Raw genomic sequence first — 22,948 nt, forward strand, 5'->3', positions numbered from 1 at the left:
CATCCCGACTTCGAGGCAGGCTCGGGTCGTCGTCTGAGCGTTTCGCTCGGTCATCCTGTCGGGGGCATTGCAGATCGGCGTTTCAACGCACCGCTCAGTGCTCCGCACAGCTGCTCTTTACGCCGTGTTGCGGCCCGCCGTGCGGTCAGGGGCGGGCGGGTCTAGCGTCGAGACATGTCTGAAAACGTGTCGTCCCGCCTGCGAGTCGTTGCCGTGTCGGGAAGCCTGCACGAGCCCAGTAAGACGACGGCGCTGATTCGCCGCATCGTCGCCGAGCTGGGTGAACGCATCGACATCGACGTGCACCTCATCGAGATCTCGAAGATCGGCCCCGAGTTCGCGGGCGCCCTGAACCGCGGTCAACTGCCCGACAGCGTGGAACAGGAACTGGTGCGCATCGAGCAGGCCGACCTGCTCGTCGTCGCCAGCCCCGTCTACCGCGGCTCGTTCACGGGCCTCTTCAAACACCTCTTCGATTTCGTCGACCAGTACGCGCTCGTCGACACGCCCGTCCTGCTGGCCGCGACGGGCGGGGGAGAGCGGCACGCCCTCATCCTCGAGCACTCGTTCCGTCCACTTTTCGGTTTCTTCCAGGCGCTCACATTGCCCATCGGCGTCTATGCGTCGAACTCGGACTTCGACGGCTACGAGATCCGCTCCGAGGCTCTCATCCAGCGCATCCAATTGGCCGTCACGCGCGGTCTGCCGGTCATCGCGAGGCGCGCGTCGCTCGACGAGCCCGTCTCGAGTTACGTCGGCGCCTGGTAGATCCGTTCTGGATGTGAGGCCCGCTCGAGGTTCTGCGAGGATGTGGGGATGACCTCGCCGCGGCCCCTGGCGATCCGCGCGATCGCATCCGTTCGCCCGTCGCTCATCCTGCGTCGGCCCCGGCGCGTCTGTTACTACGACGCCTTCTGGCCCAACGGCTGGGTGCAGCGGAACATCAGCCCGAGCGCGCTCATGTACCAGCGCGACCCGGCCGACTATTCGGTCTTCGAGAAGCAGCTGCACGCGGCCTGCCCCGAGGTGGGTGTCGGGTCGTGGATCGACTACTTCGGCTCCGACCTCGATGCCGTCATCGGCGATGTGCCGGTGGAGCCCCCAACCGGGCTGGGGCGTCGCGTCGACTATGAAGAACCCGGGGTTCCTCGCCCCGACAACTCGCGCAGGCTGCGAGCCCAGAAGCTCGGCGTCGGCGCGGGCTCCCTCATCGTCGGAGGGGCGCTCATCATTCTGAACGGAAGCACGGGCTTCCTGGCCTTCATCGGTTTAGCGTTCTGCCTGGCGGGGCTGGCGCTACTGAGCACGTCCTGGCGCCGACCGAGATGACATAATCTCGCCATGGGTGCATGGGGTGCGGGTGTTTTCGCCAACGACACGGCGGCCGACATCCGGAGCGCGTATCGGGAAGCGCTCGAAGACGAGCTGCCGGATGACGCGGCCCGGCAACGAGTCCTCGAACTGTTCTCGTATCTCCTGGTCGGCGACGACACGGCGGGGGAGTTCTGGATCGCCCTGGCCGCCGCGCAATCACAGGTGGGGCGTTTGGATGACGACGTGCGCGATGCCGCGCTGACCGCCATCGATCGCGGCGACGGTCTCGACGTCTGGGTCGAGGCGGGAACCACCGAACTCGCTCGACGTCAGGCGGCCCTGCAGAAGTTGCGGACCCAGCTCACCGGGCCGCAGCCGGCCCCGAAGCGCCTGCGTCGCCCCTGGCGCCACATCGAAACCGAGCTGACGGCCGGAGACGTGCTCAGCTACACGACCGCGGACGGCCGACTGGTCCTGTTCCGCGTGGCCGGTGTGCGGCGTTCGCGATACGGCGACGCCCCCAGCCTCGAATGGCTGGACTGGTCGGGCCCCGAGCTGCCGACTGTCGCCGTGCTGAGTCGTCTGAGCGCGCACATGGTGCCGGCGACGCGATCCATGCCTCGCCGCCCGCTCATCTACTCGGTGACGCGTTTTCGCCGGAAGGACGTGACCTGGCGCGACTGCGGGTTCGACCTCGCCGCCCGCCTTCCGGATTGGCCGAGTCACGACGACCTGCCGCAGAACTTCTCAGCCGGGTGGCGAGCAGTTGCCCTGACGGCCGACAGGCACGTCGACCCCGTCGCCGCACACGTGCACTGACACGCTCGGATGCCGGCCCGACGGTGCACGCGTGCGCGATGCGGTTGCGACCAGACTCCGGGCGGCGGATGCTCTCGGCGGCGGGACCACCGACTGGGCAGGCTCTCAGGGCCCGCCAGCCGCTCCGGACGGCCGCTCATCCTCGTCCTCGCGCTCGCGCTGTTCTTGAGCACGACGGCCGTCGCGGTAGAGACTCACGATGCCGGCGATAATCGCAGCGATGCCGAGCGGAAGCCCGAGATAGGCGAAGAGCTGCGAGCGGCTGCCCGATGGCGGTGACCCCCACCATCCGGCATACCAGGTGGCGGAAAAGATGATGGCGAAGATTCCGAATCCGATGATCGCCCAGCCGTCCGTGGTCTTTCCGCGCCTCATGAACATGGCCCACCCCGTTTACCGTGCGCGCGCTGTCGCTCGTCACGTCCAGGCAGAAGTCAATCATGAGATCCAATTCGCTCGGTCCTGTTTGGGCGTGACCGAGGCGTCCAACGCCCGCGCGCGCCTGCGTGTTACGGAGTCGCTGAATACGAGTGCGATACCCGTCAGGGCCACCATGAGGGAGGCGATGCCGATCAAGGTTGCCGCCGCGAGATGCCAAAACGACAGGACGGGGCCGATCGTGAAGGTCGCGCTCTCGACGGGACCGTCGCACCTGAGGACGACGGTGCCGGCGGCCCGGGCGTCGAAGCTGCCCTGGGCGTCCCACCGGGCCGGAATCCAGAGGTCTTGCTGAGTCATGCTCGGCCGCAGGCCGAGTTCGTCGTCGCCGACCCGGCCGGTGCAGGTGATCGAGTCCCACTCATCGGACGGTGTGACATACACGGCGTGACCGCCGGCCGACACGTCGACCGTGAGGCGCTCGCCGAAGGCAACGGGCGCGGCCGTGCTCAAACCGGGAGCGGCCAGGATGGCGAGGGCCCCGAGCATCCCGATGACGCCGAGGAAGACTGCCACCCAGCCCAGGGTGCCGAGGGCCGATCGGTTCTTCGTCACTGTCGGCTCCTCGTGCTCGCGGCTACTGGGTCAAACGTAGTGCGGCCCGCGCGCCGAGCACATGGGTAGGGCTGCCCGCATGCGATGCCAACCGACACTCGGCTAGCTCGGTCGATTTGCCTGAGCGTCGTGTTCCTGCAGGACGAGCGTCAGCAGGCCGGGGAAGCGGCGGTCGAGCTCTTCGTCGCGCAGCCAGTTGCGGTGGCGTGTGCCGTCGACCTCCTGGCGGATGATGCCGGCCTCCCGGAGGATGCGCCAGTGCCGGGTGAGGGCCGACTTCGACACCCCGAAATCGGAGGTGCTGCACGCCGTGCCGGGTGTGGAGGCGATGTTGAGGACGAGGGCCCGTCGCACCGGATCGCTCAACGCCCGCATGACGTCGAAGAGGTCGAACTCGTCTTCGGCGGGGATCGTGAGCGGGCTCGACAAGCGGCTGGCCATCAACGCTCCCTTCTCGAGCATCCGGAGACATGTACACATTGTCGCGTACATGAGTTACGGTTGATGTACGCGGGGTCATGTACATCTTGCCCGATCAGGCGGATGTCGTCCACTGGACAGCACGCCGCAGTGCCCCGAGTCGCACGGCTCGCGCACCCCACACGCCCAACGCACTAAACGCACCCAACGCACACCGCGCGCATCATGCGCACCACGGAGAAGGAAGATCGCATGTCGACACTGGCAATCATCGGAAGCGGCAACATCGGATCGGCTGTGGCGCGCCTCGCCGTGGCGGCAGGTATGAACGTCGTCATCGCGAACTCACGGGGCCCCGAATCGCTCGCAGGCCTCATCGCCGAGCTCGGCCCGCTCGCCCGCGCCGTCGAGGTCGATGAGGCTGCCCGCGTCGGCGACGCCGTCGTCCTCTCGATCCCGCTTCCCGCGGTGCGGGGCCTCGCCGACGGTGTGCTCGGCGGCAAGATCGTCCTCGACACCAGCAACTACTACCCCTCGCGGGACGGCCGGATTGCCGAACTGGACGCCGGCGATGTGACCACGAGTGAGCTCGTGCGGGGATGGCTGGGGGAGGCGCGCTACGTGAAGGCGTTCAACAACATCCTCGCCCACCACATCCCGCTGCTCGCTCGGCCGCAGGGCGCGGCAGATCGCTCAGCCCTGCCGATCGCGTCGGATGACGCCGAAGCCAAGCTCGAAGCGGCGCGCATCATCGACGAGCTCGGTTTCGACACGGTGGATGCCGGCTCGATCGCCGACAGCTGGCGCTTCGAACCGGAGTCGGCCGCTTACACGCGCATGTACCTCGCCGACCCGGCCACGCCCGACTCCGAGCTGATGTCCTCGGTGCCCGGAGCCACTACGGCCGACAAGGTCTCGTCGACACTCGCTGCGGCGACCCCGGTCGACGTGTCGAAGCGCGTCTTCTAGCCCTCCCGCGAGAGCGAGTTCAGCGCAGCACCGAGCTCAGCAGCAGGCTCGTCTCGCTGTTGATGACGCCCTCGATGCGGCGGATGGCGCCCAGCACGCGGTCGAAGTCGAGCAGTGTCTCGGCGCGCAGTTCGGCCACGAGGTCCCAGCCGCCGTTGGTCGTGTGCAGCGAGCTGATCTCGGGAAACCCGCGCAGTTCGCGGATGACGTGATCGGTCGAGCGACCCTCGACCTCGATGAACGCCACGGCCTGCACGCTGCCCGCCTCGACCTCGTCGCGCACCCGAACGGTGAAACCGACGACGGTTCCGGATGCGATGAGCCGATCGAGCCGGCTGGTCACGGTCGCGCGGGCCACATGCAGCGTGCGCGCGAGTTCGGCCACGGGCGCTCGGCCGTCGGCGCGGAGTTCGGCGAGAAGGCGGCGGTCGAGGTCATCCAGCTGGGCCATTGTCATAGTGTATGTCGGCACTGAGCATTGTGCGCGGTGATAGCGCAGATGTACCGCACTCAGCATATTGAGCGTGCATATCGCCTAGGAATAGCGTCGAGGGGACGGGGTTCTCCGGCCCCGCCGTGAAGAAGGGAACCCCGATGACCCGATTCGTCGACGTGAAGAACATGGTGCGGTGGGTGTCGACCACCGGGCCCGAACGCATCATCCGAGGAATGATCGACTATGTAGAGGTAGACTTCGCGCGCTGGAACAGCTTCGACAAGTCTCCGCGCGTTGCCAGTCACACGCCCTTCGGCGTGATCGAACTCATGCCGACGAGTGACGGCGAAACGTACGCCTTCAAGTACGTCAACGGACACCCCTCGAACCCGGCGCGCGGCTTCCAGACCGTGACCGCCTTCGGCGTCCTCGCCGATGTGCACAACGGCTACCCCACGTTCCTGGCCGAGATGACGTTGCTCACGGCGCTGCGCACCGCCGCGACATCCGGCTTCTTCGCAAAACACCTCGCGCGCCCCGACTCGCGCACCCTCGCCCTCATCGGCGCGGGCAGCCAGGCCGAATTCCAAGCGCTCGGCATGCGAGCGGCCCTCGGCATCGAGCAGGTGCGCCTCTGGGACACCGACCCCGCAGCCATGGAGAAGGTCGCCCGCAACCTGACCCCCCTCGGCTTCGACGTCGTCATCGCGACGAGCGCCGCCGATGCGGTCGATGGCGCCGACGTGATCACCACGTGCACGGCCGACAAAGCCCTCGCGACCGTGTTGACCGACGACCTCGTCGCCCCCGGCGTGCACCTCAACGCCATCGGCGGCGACTGCCCCGGCAAGACCGAGCTCGACCCCGCCATTCTCGAGCGCGGCGACGTGTTCATCGAGTTCGAGGCGCAGACGCGCATCGAGGGCGAGATCCAGCAGATGTCTCCCGCGTTCCCGGTGACCGAGTTCTGGCGCGTCGTCACGGGCGAACACCCCGGCCGCACGTCGCCCGAGCAGATCACGATCTTCGACTCGGTGGGCTTCGCTATCGAGGACTTCTCGGCTCTGCGCTACCTACGCGACGCCGTCGACGGCACCCGGTTCTTCGAGGACATCGACCTCGTCGCCTCGCCCGAAGACCCGAAGGACCTGTTCGGGCTCGTCGGCCAGCTCTCGCCCGTCGGCTGAAACGGCCGACACCGGTGAGCGTCCAGGCTCCGCGGGCGGTCGTGATGATCCGTCCGCACCACTTCACACCCAACCCGTTGACCGCGGCCGACAACGTGTTCCAGGTGACGGGCGGTGTGCCCGAGGCGGCCGAACCTCTCGTCGCCAGCACGGCGCACGACGAGGTGACGCGCGCCGCGGGCATCCTCGAGGCGGCCGGCGTGCGCGTGCACCTGTTCGACGACCCGCAACCCGACCGACCCGACAGCGTGTTCCCCAACAACTGGTTGTCGACGCACGCGGGCGGCCACGTCGGGCTGTTCCCCATGTACGCGCCCAACCGGCGCGGCGAGCGGCGCGGCGATGTGGTCGAGATGCTGAAGCGCGACTACCGCGTGCAGAACGTGATCGATTATTCGGGTCTCGAATACGACGACACGTTCCTCGAGGGCACGGGCGCCATGGTGCTCGACCACGCCGCGCGGGTCGCCTATGTGGCCCGATCGCACCGCGCCGACCCGATCGCGCTCGAACGGTTCTGCGCCGATTTCGGCTACGAGCCCATGGTCTTCGACGCGGCCGACCCCGAGGGTGTGCCGATCTATCACACCAACGTCATGATGTGCATCGCCACCGACTTCGCGCTCATCGGCCTCGACCTCATCACGTCGGTTGCGCGCCGGGCCGACGTCTCCGAGCGCATCACCTCACACGGCCGGGATGTCATAGCCCTCGACTTCGAGCAGGTGCGCGACTTCGCGGGCAACGCCATGGAGTTGCGCACGGCGTCGGGCGAACGCATCCTGGCCCTGTCGGCGCGCGCGCATCGCAGCCTGCGGACCGACCAGCTCGCCGTCATCGAACGCAGCTGCCGCGTGGTGCCGCTCGACGTGCCCACCATCGAGCTCGCGGGCGGGTCGGTGCGCTGCATGTTGGCGGGCATCCACCTCGACGCGCGACCGGCGCGGCCAGCCCTGAAGCAAGCTCACTCGATCGACGCAAGTCCCTTGGCCCAACCCGAGCCCGTCCCTACTCTGGGGGTATGACGAACAGGCTCGCATCCGCCATCAGCCCGTACCTGCGCCAGCACTCCGAGAACCCGGTCAACTGGTATCCGTGGGGCGAGGAGGCCTTCGCCGAGGCCAAGCGGCGTGACGTGCCGCTGTTCGTCTCGATCGGGTATTCGACCTGCCACTGGTGCCACGTCATGGCTCGCGAGTCGTTCTCGGACGAGGGCATCGCGGCCTACCTCGACCAGAACTTCGTGGCCGTGAAGGTCGACCGCGAAGAGCATCCGGATGTCGACGCCAGCTACTTGGCCGCCGCCGGTGCCTTCACCCCCAACCTCGGCTGGCCGCTCACCGTCTTCGTGACCCCCGACGGCGGACCTTTCTTCGCGGGCACCTACTACCCGCCCGTGCCCATCGAGGGGCACCCTTCGTTCTCGCAGGTGTTGCAGGCCGTGACCGAGGCGTGGACCGAGCGGCGCGACGGTGTGGAAGAGACCGCCCGGCAGTTGACCGAGGCGATTCAGGCGGCATCCGATATGCCCGCCGAGCAGACGGCTGCCGCGAACGCCGCCGGCGGCACGGACTCCGGTGAGGGTGCCGGAACGTCTGCGGACGCGGGCGAGGCGCACGCGGACGGTCCGGAGGCGGACGGCGCCGTGCGGTTGCCGACGGGGGACGCCTCGGGCGACGCGTCGCACCCAACCCTCGGCGACGACGATCTCGCCCGGGCCGTGCGCGCCCTCGCCGCCCACGAAGACCCGCAATTCGGCGGGCTGGGCACGCAGGCCAAGTTCCCCGTCGCCCCCGTCGTCGGGTTCCTCGCCGGGCGCGCCGACGGCCGCGAGCTCGCCGACCGCATGCTGCGCACCATGGCATCCTCGCCCCTGCGCGACGACGTCGAGGGCGGCTTCTTCCGCTACGCCACGCAGCGCGACTGGTCAGACCCCCACTACGAGCGCATGTTGTACGACAACGCGCTGCTGCTCGACATCTATGCGACGCGCGGCACCGACTGGGCCCGCGAGGCAGCCGAGGGCATCGGCGCATTCCTGCTGCAGGTCATGCAGCTGCCGACCGGAGGCTTCGCGAGCGCGCAGGACTCGGAGAGCGACGTCGACGGGCAGCGCGTCGAGGGCGGCTACTACTCGTTGGACGCCGCCGAACGGGCCAGCCAGTCCGCACCGGCGCTCGACGAGAAGGTGCTCACGGGCTGGAACGGTTTGGCGATCGGGGCTCTGGCGCGCGCCGGGCGTCTGCTCGGGCATCCCGAATGGATCGAGTCGGCGCGCTGGGCCGCCGACTATCTGCTCGAAAACCACGTGCAACTGAACGGCAAGCTCGTGCGCGCCTCGGTGGCCGAGCAGAAATCCGACGCGGCGGCCTCGCTCGAAGACTATGGGATGCTCGCGGGCGGCCTGCTCGAGCTCGGCATCGCGACCGGCCAGACGGTCTATTTCATCTCGGCCCGGTGGCTTGTCGATGCGACGTTGCCCGCCGATGTCGACGACCCATTCGTGCTGCCAGAGGGCGGCGACCCGCTGCTCGGCGCGCACGGGCTCGCGGTGGCAGGCGACCCCTCCGAGGGCGCCTACCCGTCGGGGCCGACGTCGATCGCACAGGCCTGCTGGCGGCTCTACGAACTGGGCGCGGGAGAGCGCTACCGGCAGGCGGCCGAGCGCACCGTGCGACGGGTCGCGCCGCTGGCCCTCGCCAACCCCGTGTCGTTCGGCGCGACGTTGGCACTCGCCGAGCGCCTGCGTCGGCCGCTCGTGCAGCTGGTGGTGGTGGTTCCGGATGCCGCGGCCGACGCCTCGCCGTTCCTCGACGTCCTCGCCAGCCTGCCCACGAGCCTCAGCATCGCGGTGCGTCAGTCGGCGGCCATCGAGCTGGGCCTGATCGGCCTCGAACTCTTCGCCGGCCGCACGGCCCTGGAGTCGCGCGCCACGGCCTACCTCTGCCAGGACTTCGTCTGCCGGCTGCCCGTGCACACGCCCGAGGAGCTGGAGTCCGCCCTCTGAATCAGCACTCGGTGACGTTGACCGCGAGGCCGCCTTCGCTCGTCTCCTTGTAGCGCGTCGACATGTCGATGCCGGTCTGGCGCATGGTCTCGATGACCATGTCGAGCGACACGAGGTGCGTTCCGTCACCGTGCAGGGAGAGGCGCGCGGCACTGACGGCGGTCGACGAGGCGATGGCATTGCGCTCGATGCAGGGGATCTGCACGAGGCCCGCGACGGGATCGCACGTCAGGCCCAAGTGGTGTTCCATGGCGATCTCGGCGGCGTTCTCGACCTGCGCGGGGGTTCCGCCGAGCACGGCGCACAATGCTCCGGCGGCCATGGCGCACGCCGAACCGACCTCGGCTTGGCAACCGCCCTCGGCACCCGAGATGGAGGCGTTGGCCTTGAACAGCGAGCCGATGGCCGTGGCGGTCAGCAGGAAGCGGCGGATGCCGTCAGCCGACGCGCCCGGCACGAAACGAAGGTAGTAGCTGGCGACGGCCGGGATGATTCCCGCGGCCCCGTTCGTCGGAGCCGTGACCACGCGCCCACCCGAGGCGTTCTCCTCGTTGACGGCCAGAGCGAAGGCCTGCAGCCACTCGGTCGCGAGGTCGCGTTCGGCCGGGTTGGTCACGGCGTCGAGGCGCTTCTTCACGAGGTTGGCTCGGCGTTTCACGTTGAGGCCCCCGGGCAGCACGCCCTCGGTCTCGAGCCCGTGCGCCACGCACGACGCCATGGCGGACCAGATGGCGTCGAGCCCGGCGTCCACCTCGGCGCGCGGGCGGATGGCCTCTTCGTTGGCGCGCGCGATCTGGCAGATGCTCAGCCCGGTGTCGCGGCAGATCTGCAGGAGTTCGGCGGCCGTGCGGTAGGGGTGCGGGTAGACGGGCTCTGCAGCATCCGCGCCGTCTTCGCCCTCGCGATGGATGAAGCCGCCGCCGACCGAGAAGTAGGTTTCGCTCACGAGGGGCAGTGCGTCGCCCTCGTGCCAGGCGTGAAAGGCCAGGGCGTTGGGATGACCGGGCAGACGCGTTCGCGGTTCGAACGACACGTCGCCCATGGTCATCGTGACCGGGCGCTCGCCGGCGAGAAGTACGGTCTGGCCGCCGTCGCCGAGGGCGGTCCACGCGCCGCGGACGTCATCTGGGTCGCAGGTCTCGGGGGCGAACCCGGCGAGGCCCGCGACGACGGCGTCGGGCGTGCCGTGGCCGATTCCCGTCGAGCCGAGCGAACCGTAGAGGGAGCAGGTGACGCGGTCGACACTCTCGAGCAGGCCGGCGGCGCGCAGTCGCTGGGCGAAAACGAGGGCCGCCCGCATCGGGCCCACCGTGTGCGACGACGAGGGGCCGATTCCGATCGAGAAGAGATCGAACGCCGAAACGTACACCGCCATGGGGCTCCTTACCTGGTACCGCTGCCACTATACGCGGGGGCTCCCGGGCGCAGAGGGGTGTGACCCGACGACGCAAGACTGTGTCGTGGCGCACAACGAAGACGCGGTTCGACGGGCGCTAACCGCACAGAGTTGCGCTGGAGTCAGGCCGTCTGCTGGTCGCCGTCGAGCGCCGCGAACACCGTGTCGCCCACCGATTGGCGCGCCGCGATCGCCGACAGGTACACACCCAGGTGCACGTCAGCCACGTGCTGGCGCTGCCTGCGGCGGTGGGCAGCGTGCGAGACGATCGCTCGACCCCGCTCGGCCGTGCCCGGGCGGGTGCCCGACGCGAGGGAGCGGTCGATGGCCGAGGCGAGCGACGCGCTGTCGCCCAGCGAGTAGGACTCGAAGTCATCGGGATGCTGGTCGGACATGTGCCCGGCCGAGGTGCCCACGACGGGCACGGCGAGGTCGTAACAGAGCTCGACCCACCCCGAATGTGTGCCGTGACGGTAGGGGAGGATCTCGACGTCGAGGCCGGCGAGCTCTGCCTCGAGGGCCTGATCGCTCGGCCGCGAGACCACCTCGACGTCGACGTCGGCGCGATCAACGACGAGCGCCAGAACGGCATCGCGGGCACGGGCGTCGCGCACGCGGTCGTGCACCGTGATGCGGCCGCGCACGGGGGTGCCATTGGCGGCCAGGAGGTCGAGGGCGCCGAGCAGGGTGCGGGCGGCGCCGATGGCATCGATGTTGGGGCGCACATCGCGCAGGTGCATGCCGACGATGCGCTCGGCGGAGAGGCGGCCGCGCGGGGTGGATGCGCCGACGGAGGTGATGGCGGGGTGCGGGGCGACGATGGCCGTGCGGCCCCAGCGCTGCGTGATCTCGGCGGCGGCCGTGCCGGTCAGGGTGAGGATGGCGTCGGCCCGCGGGATGATCTCGTCGAGGTCGCGCAGATGCGCCGTCTGCACGTCGAGGTTGGGGTTCTCGAGGTCGTGCACCGTGAAAACGAGCGGACGCCCGACCGCGTCGAGGGCGTCGAGCGCGCCGAGCAGGCGGCCGGCGGGCAGCGACTCGAGGCCGAAGTGCACGTGCATCACATCGAAGTCGTCGTGGTGCCGGTGCACCCATTCCGCGTCGATCATCGCGGGCGGCCACCAGCGCGTCGGGAACGACGGGTCGGGGATGGGGTCGGCGAGCCGGATCACCTCGGGAAGCGCCCGAAAAAGGCTCTCCATATAAGGGTGTGCGCCGGGGACCGACGCGACGCGCAGGGGCGTGCGAATGCGGGCGTTATGGGTGATGCGGACTCCTGGCCGAAGACGTGAGCGGGATACCATTCACAGTAGTGCTCACCCCCGACACCGAGAGCTCGGCGGTGTACCCCTTGCGGTGAACACTTCGTGCTGTTCGATACGAAAGATCAGGTCTGATGTCCCACGACGAGGGCTACCGCGCGCATTACGACGACTTCTTCGGTGCCGGGTCGGTCGAGACATCCGGTTCCGGTTCCGGTTCCGCCGACGGCCGTCCGATCGGCGTCATCATGGGCAACTGTCAGGCCGAATCATTGCGGGTGGCGCTCGGCGACGAGGATGTCCGCTTCCTCCGCGTCCCGCCCGTGCACGAGCTCGAGGCGGACGACATGCCCCTCCTCGCACGCATCCTGGCGTGCACCGACGTGTTCATCACGCAGCCCATCCGCGACGACTACCGCGGGCTGCCGCTCGGCTCGGAGCAGATGCGGGCGCTCCTGCCGGCGGGGGCGAAGACGACAACCGTCCCGGTCATCCGCTTCGCCGGGCTGTACCCGTTCCAGGCGATCATCCGGCCGCCCTCCGACACCTCGCTCGTGCCGCCCATCGTGCCCTACCACGACCTGCGACTGGTGGCCGAGGCTGCACGGCGGGCGGGTCTCGTCGCTCTCTCGGCGGGCAGCGTGACGGCGCCTCAGATCCATGCGATCGCCAACGAGTCCATCCGCCAGCTGCGATCCCGTGAGAAGGCCCATGACACGGTCGTCGTCTCTGACCTCTTCCTCCGGCCCGACTTCTCGCTCATGCGCACCATCAACCACCCGGGCAACACGGTCTGGACCGCGCTCGCCGAACGGGTGCGCGCGCGCCTCGGTCTCGCCGACGTCTCCGTCACCCTCACGCGCGAGCTGCTCAATAGCATCCACGCACCGCGCGACCAAGCCGTCATCGACGCCTGGGGCCTGGATGCCGAAGCCCGACCCACCTGGACCGTCGGCGGCCTCGACATCGACCCCGTCGAGCTGCGCGAGGCCCACCTGGCTTGGTATGTCGAGCACCCCGACGCGGTCACATCCGGGCTCACGCGGCACGCCCCCGCGCTCAGCACCCTGGGCCTCCTGTGAGCGGTCCGCCCGCCCTGCTGCACCGCGGCGACGCGTTGCACGGGGTCGACCAGTATGCCCGCACGATCGCGGATGCCCTCGGCGTGCCCGTCGAGCTCGCGCCCGAGGTGTCCGACGACAGGGTCGCACGGCACGTGCACTTCACCGACCGCCTCTGGGGCGTCGACGCCGAGGACGCTGCCAGCCGCATCGAGCGACTCGCGGCATCGGGCCCCGTGACGGTCACGTTGCACGACGTGCCGCAGCCCTCCGACGGGCCACGGGGTTTCGCCCGACGCACGGCATCCTACGGGCGCGTCGTGGCCGCGGCATCCGGGGTCGTCTGCAACAGCGAGCACGAACGGCGGTTGCTCGAGCAGGCGCTCGGCGAGACCGTCGTGGCCCACATCATCCCGTTGCCCGCTCAGCCCCCGGCGCCCCGCCCCGACGCCTGGCAACCGCTCGACGAGGTCGCCGTTCTCGGCTTCTTCTACCCCGGCAAGGGTCACCGCGAGGTTGTCGACGCCGTCGCGCTGCTTCCCGCCGATCGTCGTCCCGGGGTCGTCTCTCTGGGCGGCGCGTCGCCCGGGCACGAACGCGAACTCGCCGAGTTGGCCGAGCACGCCGCATCCTCGGGCGTGCGTTTCCGCAGCACCGGTTTCCTGAGCGTCACCGACCGGGATGCCCTGGTGCAGGCCGTCGCCGTGCCCGTGATTGCGCACCAACACGTTTCGGCATCGGGTTCGCTCACCGACTGGATCAGCGCCGGGCGGCGTCCTCTCACCATCCGTTCGCCCTATTTCGCCGAGATGGTGCAGCTGCGCCCCGGCACCCTGTCCCTCTTCGACGACGGCGATCCGCTGGTGCTCGCCGCCGCCATAGCGGGGCTGCGCGACGACCCCGACGCCACCTGGGTCGAACCGGGTACGCCGTCGTCCCCGACGATCAGTGACACGGCTCGCGCGTATGCCGAGTGGTGGGCCGCGCTGTGAGCGCCAAACCGACCGCGCCTGCCGAGTCGACCGACCCTGCCGCGCCAACCGTAATGCCGCCACCCTTCGGCCGCACCGTTCCGGGCAATCGGTGGGATCTCGTGGATGGGGTCCTGCCGCCCGCGCGCACGGTCTCGGTGATCGTGGTGCACTTCGATCAGCAGCGCGAACTCGACCGCACGCTCGCCGCCCTCGCCCGCCACACGCTCGCCCCCGAGCTCGTCGAGATCATCGTCGTCGACGACGGATCGCCCGTGCCACCCGTCGTCCCCGAGGGCGTGACCCTGCTCGTGCAGGAGGACCAGGGTTTCAGGGCCGCCGCCGCCCGCAACCTCGGTGCCGCCCACGCATCCGGCGACATCCTCTGCTTCCTCGACGCCGACACCTCGCCCGAACCGCGCTACCTCGAGCGGATGGTGCGCCTCCCGTCCCTGCTGCCCGAAACCGTGGTTGCCGGCCACCGCCTCCACGCCGACTTCGGCGACACCCCCGTTTCGGCGCCCGTGGAGCAGGCCGGGCCCGCCCGCGAGGTGCCCGAACCCGCGTGGCTGCGCGACGAATACCGCCGCACCCGCAACCTCCTCGACGCGGACGACCGCTCCTACCGTCACATCATCGGCGCCGTCTTCGCGTGCACGGCGTGGTTCTTCGCCGAAACGGGCGGGTTCGACGAGGGTTTCTCGAACTACGGCGGCGAGGACTGGGAGTGGGCGCACCGCTCCTGGCTCGCCGGGGCCATCTTCGCCCACGAGCCCGACGCCGTGGCGTGGCACGACGGCGCCGACTGGGCGGGCCGCGACGACAACGATCGGCGTCGCCGCGACGCCGAGAACGCCGAGGCCATGCTGCTGAGTGGCGTGATCGCGGTGGACGGATCGCGGCCGCGCGCGCTTTTGCCGGCCGTGCCGGACGTCGTCGTGGTTCTGCGGACCGCCGCGAGTGCCGCCTCTGCTTTCGTGTGCGTCGACAGCGTTCTGGCGGTGCTGCCGCAAGCCCGGGTCGTCGTGCCCGCGGAGGTGCCGAGCGTCTGTGCGGGCGACCCGCGCGTTGTTGCCCCAGGGGAGGCGCCGACCGGTCGCTTGCGTATCGAACTGGACGAGTGCGTGCGGGTCGAGCCGGGTCGGCAGGGGGAATCGAGCAGCCGCGCGTTGGACCTCCTCGGCGCACTTCGAGAAGCGTCGGCTTCGGGCATCCTGGCCGTCCATCTCGGGTCGACGGTGCGCGTTGTCTCTGAGCGGTCCGAGCGGCGCCTCGAGCGCTGGGGCCCCGACGCACACGTGCGCGATCTGCGGGTCGAGGCTCTCGACATCCACCCCGTGGCCGCCGACGTTCGCGTGGCCGGCTACCTCGGTGGCTGGGGTTAGGCGGTTCCCTCAGAGCCCATCAGTGAGCCGGCGCGCAACACTCGCAGGCTTCGACCTCGCGTTCGCCCGTGAGTGCCGAGACGGGCACGGTGCAACTTTCGCCCTTCCACGCCTCGAGCCCCTCGCGCACCGCGAAGATGGCGATCACGAGCGCCGCAACCGAGTCGGCCCAGGCCCAGCCGAGCAACGCGTTGAGCAGCAAGCCCACGAGCAGGGCCGCCGACAGGTAGCTGCAGATGAGTGTCTGTTTCGAATCGGCGATCGCGGATGCCGAGCCGAGCTCGCGTCCCGTGCGGCGTTCGAGCCAGCTCAGGCCGGGCATGATGACGAGGCTGACGGCCGCGAGAACGATGCCGACGGGGCTGTGATCGGCCTCGCGCATCCCCACCAGCGAGAGGACCGCGTCGACGCTCACATATGCCGCGAGCCCGAAGAACGACACGGCGATGACGCGCAGGGCCGTCTTCTCACGCCGCTCGGGGTCGGGGGCCGCGAACTGCCACGCCACGGCCGCCGCCGACAGCACCTCGACGATCGAATCCAGCCCGAACCCGATCAGAGCAGCGGATGACGCCACCGATCCGGCCGCGAGTGCGATGATCGCTTCGACCACGTTGTAGGCGATGGTTCCTGCCACAATCCAGCGGATGCGGCGACGCAACGTGTCGCGGCGCGATGTCTCGAGCACCGCGCTCATCGCCGCGACTCCACGGCGGCTCCGGTTCCGCAGCACAGCGGCACATCGCACGCATCGTCTTCGCAGTCGCGCCCGTCGTCGACGGCCAGGACGACGTCGACGAGGGCCTCGAGCGCGCGAGTCAGGTGGGGGTCCGAGATCTCGTAGCGCGTCTGCCGGCCCTCGGGAAGTGCCACGACGATTCCGCAGCCGCGCAGGCAGCTCAGGTGGTTGGACACGTTCGACCGCGTGAGGTCGAGGTCGCGCGCGAGCTGGGCGGGGTATCCGGGCCGTTCGAGCAGAGCCATGAGGATGCGTGAGCGGGTCGGGTCGGCGAGCGCACGCCCGAGGCGGCCGAGAACGTCGAGTCGGGGAGCACTGGTCAGCATGCACTGACTATACAGCGTGCGCTGACCAATGAACAGGAGAAGGCGGTCGCCCGGTAGTGGGTAGCCCGTCGCCGGAAACCGAAACCGAAAACCGAAAACCGAAAACCGGAAACCGGAAACCGAAACCGGAAACCGGAAACCGGAAACCGAAACCGGAAACCGGAAACCGGAAACCGAAGCCGGAAGCCGGAAGCCGGAAGCCGGGAGCCGGAATCCGGGAGCCGCTGCTGGCAGCCCCCGGACACCCGCGCGCTTCAGGCTCGCCGAGCCCGCACGATCCCGACGACGACGAGCGTCCCCGCCAGAACCGTCAGCACACCTCCGCCGATCTCGACGGCGTTCGCGAACTCGACCCCCTGGGTAGCCGACCATCCGCCGGCCGTAATCGAACCCGTGAAGAGGGCCGCGAGGATGGTGCCAGCCACCGCGATCCCGACGGCCGTCGCCACCTCGCTCGACGTATCGACGAGCGCGGCTCCGATCGTCGTGCGGTTCGAGGGGAGGCCTCGCATGACATTCGTGCCCGCGACGATGCCGACGACCCGCATGCCGGCTGCGACCAGAACCAGTGCGAGCAGCACCCATCCATAGCCGAAGCGGCCGAAAGCGGCGAAGACGGCCAAGCCCGCCACGACGGAGGTGGCACTCATCCAGGCGGCGTTCGCGAGGCCCACACGTTTGACGACCGGGCCGATGAGCACACCGCCGCCGAGCAGGACGACGACCTGGGGCAACATGCCGAGGGCCGCCTGGGCGGGCGACCAGCCCCACGCGAGCTGCAACTGCAGGGTGATGAGGTAGCCGAGACCCGCGGTCGCGAGCCCGGATGCGGCCTTGAAGGCCAGGCCGCTCGAGACGAGGGGGAGCGCGATCAGTCGCAGGTCGAGCAACGGGTGCTGGGCCGTGCGTTCGCGCCAAACGAAGAGTGCACCGGCGCAGACCGCCACGGCGAGGGTGAGCCACGGCATCCAGGATCGAATTCCCGAATCCGAGCCAGCGCCCGAGCTCGAAGCCGACCCCGCCTCGACGAAGAGCGTGGGGGCGAGGAGCGCGGCCACGATCGTGACCGTTCCGAGAACGCCACCCGCGATATCGACGGGGTCGCGGTGCAGCCCCGCGGGATCGTCCGCAACCACCCCGCGACGGATGCCGATGAAGGCCAGTGCCGCGATCGGAACGTTGATCAGCAGCAACACCTGCCACGGCGCGACCGCCAGCACGAGGCCGCCGACCGTGGGCCCGATGGCCAGCCCGACCAGCCCGACCGTCGAGATCACGGTCGTTGCACGCACCCGCAACGTGTCGTCCTCGAACAGCCGGAACGCCAGCGCGAGCGAGCCCGGGGTGGTCATGGCCGCAGCAACCCCCATCACGGCGCGCACGGCGATGAGCTCTTCGGGCGTCGACACCACGGCCGTGGCCAGGCTCGCCAGCGCCAGGAGCACCAGCCCGATGAGCATGATGCGGCGACGCCCCACCCGGTCGGCGAGGGCGCTCAGCACGAGCATGAGCCCACCGAAGACGATGGCATACGAGTTCGTGACGAGTTGCAGCGCACTTGTCGAGGCGTGCAGTTCACGCCCGATCGTCGGCAACGCGACGTTGAGGATCGAGTTGTCGAGCATCTCGAAGAGGAACACGGCCGACAGTCCGGCGATGGCGACCCACGCCTCGCGCAGCGTCCCCGGCGCCTTGCGTGGCTCGGTTGCGAGCGACTCGGCTGCGGGCGACTCGGCTGCGGGCGGAGTGCCGGCACCGGTGTTGGCTGCACCGCTGTGCACGACGATCGGTAGACCGGAACCCGTGGGATTCGCTGCCCGCTCTGGGCTCGAGGCGACGGGTGAGAGTTCGGATGACATGTGGGCACACTCCTTCTGGGCGAAGAAGTGGCGGATCACTCGATACCGCGTGCCTGCGCAAGTGGCCATCGGCCAGACCCTGCGTTTTTACCTCAGATGCCACGACTGTACACCCCTGTGCGCTTCGGCATGCAACACGCGGGGTTAGAGTCGAACAACGCTCACCGCGTGACGCCACTCAGAGAGAAGACACCGTGACCGACGCCCTCGACACCATCGAACTCACCACCATCGACGGGGATGCGGCAACCCTCGCCGACTACGCCCCCGTGAAGCTCATCGTCAACGTGGCCTCGCGGTGCGGCCTCGCCCCACAGTACGAGAAGCTCGAGCAGCTGCAGAAGACCTACGGCGACCGCGGCTTCACGGTGCTCGGTTTTCCGAGCAACCAGTTCCTGCAGGAGCTCAGCGACGAGGACAAGATCAAGGAGTACTGCTCGATGACGTGGGGCGTCACGTTCCCCATGTTCGAGAAGGTCAAAGTGAACGGCCGCTCGGCTCACCCGCTCTACCAGGAGCTGACGAAGGCCGAGGATGCCGACGGCAAGGCGGGCCGCGTGAAATGGAACTTCGAAAAATTCGTCATCACGCCCGACGGTCGCGTGCACCGCTTCCGCCCCACGGTCGAGCCCGACGCCCCCGAGATCGTCTCGCTGATCGAGTCGTCGCTGCCCGCCTGAGCCCCGCCACGGTCAGTTTTTCGCGCGCGACTTTCCGAACGCCGCCGTGAAGGCCTTGCGTGGCGTCTCGAGCGCCGTCATGGCCGTCGTTTCGCGGGACGTCAACGCCTCGGTGAACCATCCGATGAACACGCGGATCTTGCGGTTGAAGGTCGGGATGACGGCCCCGTGATAGGCGCGGTGCATCAGCCAGGCCGAAAGCTCCTTCAGCTTGATGCCCTTGACGTTCGCGGCGCCGTGCCCGATGCCGTAGCTGGCGATCGTGCCGAGCGACTCGTGGCGGTATTCGACGAGCGGGCGCGACAGGATGCTCGACACCACGTTCTTCGCGGCCACGGGCGCCTGCCGCATGGCGTTCTGCGCGTTCGGCGGGTAGTAGGCGGGCTGCTTGGCGGCCGTGAGGTCGGGCACCTGCGCATTGTCGCCCAGTGCCCAGGCGCCGTCGACGATCGAGCCATCCTCACGCATGACCTGCAAATGCGCGTTGGCGATGACGTGACCCTTGGGCCCGAGCGGCACGTTGGTGCTCTTGTAGAGCGGGTTGGGCTGCACGCCAGCGGTCCACACGATGGTGTTCGCGGGGATGACTTCGCCGCCCTTCAAGACCACGTCGCCGTTTTCGCACGACTCGATGGTTGTCTCGAGGCGGATGTCGATCCCGCGGTCGCGCAACGCCTGCAGTGTCCACTTCGAGAGCTCGGGGCCGACTTCGGGCGCCACGCGGTCGAGCGCTTCGATGAGCACCCAGTGCAGGTCTGATTCGTCGAGCGACGGATGATTGCGCACGGCGTTTTTCGACAGGTCGGACAGTTCGCTAAGCGCCTCGACGCCGGTGTAGCCGCCGCCCACGAACACGAAGGTGAGGGCTTTGCGCTTCTCAGCCTCATCGGTGGTTTCGGCGGCGCGTGCCACCTGCTCGAGCACCCGGTTGTGGGTGTAGACGGCTTCTTCGACGGTCTTGAATCCGACCGCGTTTTCTTTCAGCCCGGGGGTGGGGAACACGCGCGTGACGGCGCCGAGCGCCAGGATGACCTGGTCGTAGTCGATCGAGATTTCTTGATCGTTGAGCAGGTCGATGTTCGCGGTCTTCTGTTCGACGTCGAGGTCGGTGACGGTGCCGCGCAGCACGGTGCAGTGGCGCAGGGTGCGTCGCAGGTCGATGGTGACGTCGGCGGGGTTGACGTGTCCGCCGGCCACTTCGGGCAGCAGCGGCTGGTAGGTCATGTAGGGGTTGGCGTCGACGACGGTGATCTCGAGGAGCGCATCGCTCTGGTTCTGCAGGCTTTTCGCAGCGTAGAGGCCGGCATATCCGCCGCCGAGGATCAGAATTCTTTGGCTCATCCTACGAACCTACGCCCGAGGCATCCGGCAATCCAGGGGCTCGATTCCCGCTGGACCTGCCGTTATCATCGGCCGGAAGACATCCTGGGCCTGTGGCGCAGCGGTCGAAGTGGGCCAGCCCCCGTCACGATCGCAGGCGAAGGAGAGGGCCCGCGCTCAGCGAATCGTCTTGCGTGCCGTGATCTGTCCGGTGTCGAATCCCATGAGGTGCAGGCCGCCGTGGAAGCGGGCATGTTCGATTTTCACGCAGCGGTCCATGACGACCTCGATGCCGCGGGCCTCGGCGTCGCGGGCGGCATCCTCGTTCCAGATGCCGAGCTGCACCCACATGACGGGCGAGCCGACCGCGGCGACCTCGTCGACGACCGACGGGATATCGCTGGCCTTGCGGAACACGTCGACGATGTCGGGCACCTCGGGCAGTGACGCGAGGTCGGGGTAGGCCTTCTGGCCCAGGATCTCGGTGGCGTTCGGGTTGACGAAGTACACGCGGTAGTCGGTCGACTGCAGCAGATAGGTGCCGACGAAGTAGCTCGAGCGCGACGGGTTCGACGAGGCGCCGACGATGGCGATGGACTTGGCGCGACGCAGGATGCCGAGCCGCTTCTTGGCGTCGGGGCCCTCCCAGGTGCGCTGCGATTTCAGCAGGCGGGCGAGGGGCGAATCGGCGGGCAGCTGGCAGCTGAGGCCGTTGGCGAGCACGGCGTTGACGGTGTCGCCGCCGGTGGATGCCGCGGCGCTGCCGTCGATGCCGGTCGACGTGCTCTCGACGGTGCTGGAGGTGTTGTCGGTGCTCGAGGTGCTGGTTGCGGTGCTCATGCTCATGCCTCCACTGCCTGGGCGAGTGCCTGGTCGAGGTCGTAGATGATGTCGTCGGGGTCTTCGATGCCCACGCTCAAACGCACGACACCGGGTCGCACGCCGGCCTCGAGCAGCTGTTGCTCGGTCAGCTGCGCGTGCGTGGTGGACGCCGGGTGGATGATGAGCGTCTTGGCGTCGCCGATGTTGGCGAGGTGGCTGGCCAGGTTGACCGATTCGATGAGCTTCTGCCCGACGGGACGGCCGCCCTTGACCTCGAACGTGAAGACCGAGCCCGGCCCCTTCGGCAGGTATTTGTTGGCGCGCTCATGGTGCGGATGCGCGGGCAGCCCCGCCCAGTTGACGGCCTCGATGCGCGGGTCGGCGTCGAGCCATTCGGCCACGGCCCGGGCGTTCGCCACATGCGCGTCGATCCGGTAGGGCAACGTCTCGACGCCCTGCGCCAGCTGGAACGCGGACTGGGCCGACAAGACGGGTCCCATGTCGCGCAGCTGTTCGGCGCGCAGCCGCGTGAGGAAGGCGTATTCGCCGAAGTTGCCGGCCCACGTCAGCCCGCCGTAGCTGGCGACGGGCTCGTGGAAGAGGGGGAATTTGTCGGCCGAGTAGTCGAACCGACCGCTCTCGACGACCAGGCCGCCCACCGTGGTGCCGTGCCCACCCAAGAACTTGGTGGCCGAGTGCGTGACGATGTCGGCGCCCCACTCGATCGGGCGGTTGAGGTAGGGCGTGGCGATGGTCGAGTCGATGACGAGCGGGATGCCATGGGCGTGGGCCACATCGGCGAGCGCCTCGATATCGGCGATCTCACCCGACGGGTTGGCCACGGTCTCGGCGAAGAGCACCTTGGTGCGGGGCGTGATGGCGGCGGCGTAGTCCTCGGCGTTCGCGGAGCCCACGAACGTGGTCTCGACCCCGAAACGGCGCAGCGTGACATCCAACTGCGTGATCGATCCGCCGTAGAGGTTCGCCGACGCGACGATGTGGTCGCCGGCACCCGCCAGTGAGGCGAACACGATGTACTGGGCCGCAAGACCGGATGCGGTGGCCACAGCGCCGAGCCCGCCCTCGAGGCTGGCCACGCGCTCTTCGAAGCTCGCCACCGTGGGGTTCGACAGGCGCGAGTAGATGTTGCCGTACTTCTGCAGCGCAAACCGAGCCGCGGCATCGGCCGTGTCATCGAAAACGAAAGCGGTCGACTGGTAAATGGGCAGCGCGCGCGCCCCCGTCACCTGGTCGGGGATGTTGCCCGCGTGAATCGCACGCGTGCGGAAGCCGTATTCGCGATCTGCCATACGCCCCAGATTAGTCGTGGCCACCGACAGTGGAGGCGCGGCCGTAACGCACCGTCACAGACGGTGGGATGCCGCATCCACGCCCTATTTTTCGCTCGACGCTGGCGGGCACCCGGTTGCACAGGCCGTGATCAGGCCGGTTTGGCATACTGGGGGAGTGCCGCAGCGAGAGCGGCATCCGGACGAGGGCGCAGTACCCGGAAAGCGACAAGACTGACCACGAAAGTGAGTAACAGTCATGGCTTGGATCGTCCTCATCGTGTCGGGCATCCTCGAGGCCGTCTGGGCCACGGCCCTCGGCAAGTCGGAGGGCTTCACGAAGCTCTGGCCGACCATCATCTTCGGCGTGGCCCTCATCGCCAGCATGGGCGGCCTCGCCTTCGCCATGCGCGACATCTCGGTCGGCACGGCCTACGCCGTCTGGGTCGGAATCGGCGCCAGCCTCACGGTCGTCTACGCCATGGTGTTCGGCGGCGAATCGATCTCGGTCATCAAGATCCTCCTCATCCTGGGCCTCGTCGGCTGCGTCGTCGGCCTCAAAATGGTCGACGGCCACTAGGCCTCGAGCGATCCGAAGTGGGCGGCTGACGACGCGCACCCCGCCCCTGCCGCCGCCACCGCATTCCACCACATCGGCGGCAGCGGCCGGTAGGGGGTGCGGGCGTTCTCCCG

General features: G+C 68.8%; 24 protein-coding genes and 1 riboswitch. Of the genes, 12 read left to right on the forward strand and 12 right to left on the reverse strand.

From position 1 onward, the window contains the following. Positions 1 to 174: 174 nt before the first annotated feature. The 3 genes from msuE to ACZ6IE_RS04550 are packed head-to-tail and all read left to right on the forward strand — an operon-like array spanning position 175 to position 2,133. Positions 175 to 768 carry an FMN reductase gene (gene msuE / locus ACZ6IE_RS04540; protein WP_234990966.1) on the forward strand — a complete coding sequence of 198 codons (594 nt, stop codon included), beginning with the start codon at positions 175 to 177 and terminating at the stop codon, positions 766 to 768. 48 nt (positions 769 to 816) lie between these two features. Next, on the forward strand, positions 817 to 1,329 hold the full coding sequence (locus ACZ6IE_RS04545; RefSeq protein WP_464606969.1) for a hypothetical protein: 513 nt from the start codon (positions 817 to 819) through the stop codon (positions 1,327 to 1,329). Positions 1,330 to 1,341: 12 nt separating this feature from the next. Beyond that, a complete protein-coding gene (locus ACZ6IE_RS04550; protein ID WP_464606970.1) occupies positions 1,342 to 2,133 on the forward strand; it encodes a hypothetical protein in 792 nt (263 codons plus the stop codon). A gap of 105 nt (positions 2,134 to 2,238) precedes the next feature. On the opposite strand, the gene ACZ6IE_RS04555 is transcribed toward ACZ6IE_RS04550, so the two are convergent. From ACZ6IE_RS04555 to ACZ6IE_RS04565, 3 genes are all read right to left on the reverse strand, one after another. Further along, positions 2,239 to 2,514: a hypothetical protein gene (locus ACZ6IE_RS04555; RefSeq protein WP_464606971.1), complete on the reverse strand. Its 276-nt coding sequence runs from the start codon at positions 2,512 to 2,514 to the stop codon at positions 2,239 to 2,241. Between the two features lie 57 nt (positions 2,515 to 2,571). After that, the gene (locus ACZ6IE_RS04560; protein ID WP_464606972.1) at positions 2,572 to 3,126 is read right to left on the reverse strand and encodes a hypothetical protein; all 555 of its coding nucleotides are present in this window, start codon (positions 3,124 to 3,126) and stop codon (positions 2,572 to 2,574) included. Positions 3,127 to 3,228: 102 nt separating this feature from the next. Continuing rightward, positions 3,229 to 3,567, reverse strand: coding sequence for an ArsR/SmtB family transcription factor (locus tag ACZ6IE_RS04565; protein WP_464606973.1), 339 nt, complete (start codon positions 3,565 to 3,567; stop codon positions 3,229 to 3,231). A 204-nt stretch (positions 3,568 to 3,771) separates the two neighbouring features. On the opposite strand from ACZ6IE_RS04565, the gene ACZ6IE_RS04570 reads away from it, so the two are divergent. Next, positions 3,772 to 4,515, forward strand: a complete 744-nt coding sequence (locus ACZ6IE_RS04570; RefSeq protein ID WP_464606974.1) for an NADPH-dependent F420 reductase — start codon at positions 3,772 to 3,774, stop codon at positions 4,513 to 4,515. A 19-nt stretch (positions 4,516 to 4,534) separates the two neighbouring features. On the opposite strand, the gene ACZ6IE_RS04575 is transcribed toward ACZ6IE_RS04570, so the two are convergent. Next, positions 4,535 to 4,966, reverse strand: a complete 432-nt coding sequence (locus tag ACZ6IE_RS04575) for an Lrp/AsnC family transcriptional regulator (RefSeq protein WP_077053663.1) — start codon at positions 4,964 to 4,966, stop codon at positions 4,535 to 4,537. A gap of 143 nt (positions 4,967 to 5,109) precedes the next feature. Between ACZ6IE_RS04575 and ACZ6IE_RS04580 the strand changes: the two genes are divergently transcribed. The 3 genes from ACZ6IE_RS04580 to ACZ6IE_RS04590 are packed head-to-tail and all read left to right on the forward strand — an operon-like array spanning position 5,110 to position 9,145. Beyond that, positions 5,110 to 6,138 carry an ornithine cyclodeaminase gene (locus ACZ6IE_RS04580; RefSeq protein ID WP_464606975.1) on the forward strand — a complete coding sequence of 343 codons (1,029 nt, stop codon included), beginning with the start codon at positions 5,110 to 5,112 and terminating at the stop codon, positions 6,136 to 6,138. Between the two features lie 14 nt (positions 6,139 to 6,152). Continuing rightward, the gene (gene ctlX / locus ACZ6IE_RS04585) at positions 6,153 to 7,163 is read left to right on the forward strand and encodes a citrulline utilization hydrolase CtlX (protein ID WP_464606976.1); all 1,011 of its coding nucleotides are present in this window, start codon (positions 6,153 to 6,155) and stop codon (positions 7,161 to 7,163) included. Beyond that, positions 7,160 to 9,145 (forward strand): thioredoxin domain-containing protein, encoded by a 1,986-nt coding sequence (locus tag ACZ6IE_RS04590; protein WP_464606977.1) that lies wholly within the window; start codon positions 7,160 to 7,162, stop codon positions 9,143 to 9,145. Before ctlX ends, ACZ6IE_RS04590 begins: the two co-directional genes overlap by 4 nt. 1 nt (position 9,146) lies before the next feature. Here the strand turns inward: ACZ6IE_RS04590 and ACZ6IE_RS04595 are convergent, their stop codons facing one another. Both ACZ6IE_RS04595 and ACZ6IE_RS04600 read right to left on the reverse strand, forming a co-directional pair. Further along, entirely contained in the window at positions 9,147 to 10,520 is a 1,374-nt protein-coding gene (locus ACZ6IE_RS04595) for an L-serine ammonia-lyase (RefSeq protein ID WP_464606978.1), read from the reverse strand. Positions 10,521 to 10,663: 143 nt separating this feature from the next. Further along, on the reverse strand, positions 10,664 to 11,743 hold the full coding sequence (locus ACZ6IE_RS04600) for a glycosyltransferase (RefSeq protein WP_464606979.1): 1,080 nt from the start codon (positions 11,741 to 11,743) through the stop codon (positions 10,664 to 10,666). Positions 11,744 to 11,937: 194 nt separating this feature from the next. On the opposite strand from ACZ6IE_RS04600, the gene ACZ6IE_RS04605 reads away from it, so the two are divergent. From ACZ6IE_RS04605 to ACZ6IE_RS04615, 3 genes are read left to right on the forward strand one after another with little or no spacing between them, the layout of a single operon-like run. Further along, complete coding sequence (locus ACZ6IE_RS04605) at positions 11,938 to 12,885, forward strand: WcbI family polysaccharide biosynthesis putative acetyltransferase (protein ID WP_464606980.1); 948 nt, start codon at positions 11,938 to 11,940, stop codon at positions 12,883 to 12,885. After that, positions 12,882 to 13,856, forward strand: a complete 975-nt coding sequence (locus tag ACZ6IE_RS04610; RefSeq protein WP_464606981.1) for a glycosyltransferase family protein — start codon at positions 12,882 to 12,884, stop codon at positions 13,854 to 13,856. The genes ACZ6IE_RS04605 and ACZ6IE_RS04610 overlap by 4 nt, the downstream gene beginning before the upstream one ends. A 53-nt stretch (positions 13,857 to 13,909) precedes the next feature. Then, positions 13,910 to 15,220 carry a glycosyltransferase family 2 protein gene (locus tag ACZ6IE_RS04615; protein WP_464606982.1) on the forward strand — a complete coding sequence of 437 codons (1,311 nt, stop codon included), beginning with the start codon at positions 13,910 to 13,912 and terminating at the stop codon, positions 15,218 to 15,220. Between the two features lie 19 nt (positions 15,221 to 15,239). On the opposite strand, the gene ACZ6IE_RS04620 is transcribed toward ACZ6IE_RS04615, so the two are convergent. The 3 genes from ACZ6IE_RS04620 to ACZ6IE_RS04630 form a co-directional block, all read right to left on the reverse strand. Beyond that, positions 15,240 to 15,917 (reverse strand): cation efflux transmembrane domain-containing protein, encoded by a 678-nt coding sequence (locus tag ACZ6IE_RS04620; protein ID WP_464606983.1) that lies wholly within the window; start codon positions 15,915 to 15,917, stop codon positions 15,240 to 15,242. Then, entirely contained in the window at positions 15,914 to 16,285 is a 372-nt protein-coding gene (gene cmtR / locus ACZ6IE_RS04625) for a Cd(II)/Pb(II)-sensing metalloregulatory transcriptional regulator CmtR (RefSeq protein ID WP_464606984.1), read from the reverse strand. Before cmtR ends, ACZ6IE_RS04620 begins: the two co-directional genes overlap by 4 nt. A 254-nt stretch (positions 16,286 to 16,539) precedes the next feature. Then, entirely contained in the window at positions 16,540 to 18,144 is a 1,605-nt protein-coding gene (locus ACZ6IE_RS04630; protein WP_464606985.1) for an MFS transporter, read from the reverse strand. 194 nt (positions 18,145 to 18,338) lie between these two features. On the opposite strand from ACZ6IE_RS04630, the gene ACZ6IE_RS04635 reads away from it, so the two are divergent. Next, complete coding sequence (locus tag ACZ6IE_RS04635; protein ID WP_464606986.1) at positions 18,339 to 18,824, forward strand: glutathione peroxidase; 486 nt, start codon at positions 18,339 to 18,341, stop codon at positions 18,822 to 18,824. A gap of 12 nt (positions 18,825 to 18,836) precedes the next feature. Here ACZ6IE_RS04635 and ACZ6IE_RS04640 read toward each other — a convergent pair whose 3' ends face one another. The 3 genes from ACZ6IE_RS04640 to ACZ6IE_RS04650 all read right to left on the reverse strand — a co-directional run bounded on the left by ACZ6IE_RS04640 (position 18,837) and on the right by ACZ6IE_RS04650 (position 22,276). Then, on the reverse strand, positions 18,837 to 20,165 hold the full coding sequence (locus ACZ6IE_RS04640) for an NAD(P)/FAD-dependent oxidoreductase (protein ID WP_464606987.1): 1,329 nt from the start codon (positions 20,163 to 20,165) through the stop codon (positions 18,837 to 18,839). 156 nt (positions 20,166 to 20,321) lie between these two features. Next, entirely contained in the window at positions 20,322 to 20,813 is a 492-nt protein-coding gene (locus tag ACZ6IE_RS04645; protein WP_445997603.1) for a CoA-binding protein, read from the reverse strand. A gap of 173 nt (positions 20,814 to 20,986) precedes the next feature. After that, the gene (locus ACZ6IE_RS04650; RefSeq protein ID WP_464606988.1) at positions 20,987 to 22,276 is read right to left on the reverse strand and encodes an O-acetylhomoserine aminocarboxypropyltransferase/cysteine synthase family protein; all 1,290 of its coding nucleotides are present in this window, start codon (positions 22,274 to 22,276) and stop codon (positions 20,987 to 20,989) included. 154 nt (positions 22,277 to 22,430) lie between these two features. Next, positions 22,431 to 22,497: riboswitch (guanidine-III (ykkC-III) riboswitch) on the forward strand. Positions 22,498 to 22,514: 17 nt separating this feature from the next. Here ACZ6IE_RS04650 and ACZ6IE_RS04655 point away from each other — a divergent pair. Next, the gene (locus tag ACZ6IE_RS04655; protein WP_464606989.1) at positions 22,515 to 22,835 is read left to right on the forward strand and encodes a DMT family transporter; all 321 of its coding nucleotides are present in this window, start codon (positions 22,515 to 22,517) and stop codon (positions 22,833 to 22,835) included. The last annotated feature ends 113 nt before the right edge of the window (positions 22,836 to 22,948 follow it).

The organism is Okibacterium sp. AC114 (assembly GCF_979253355.1).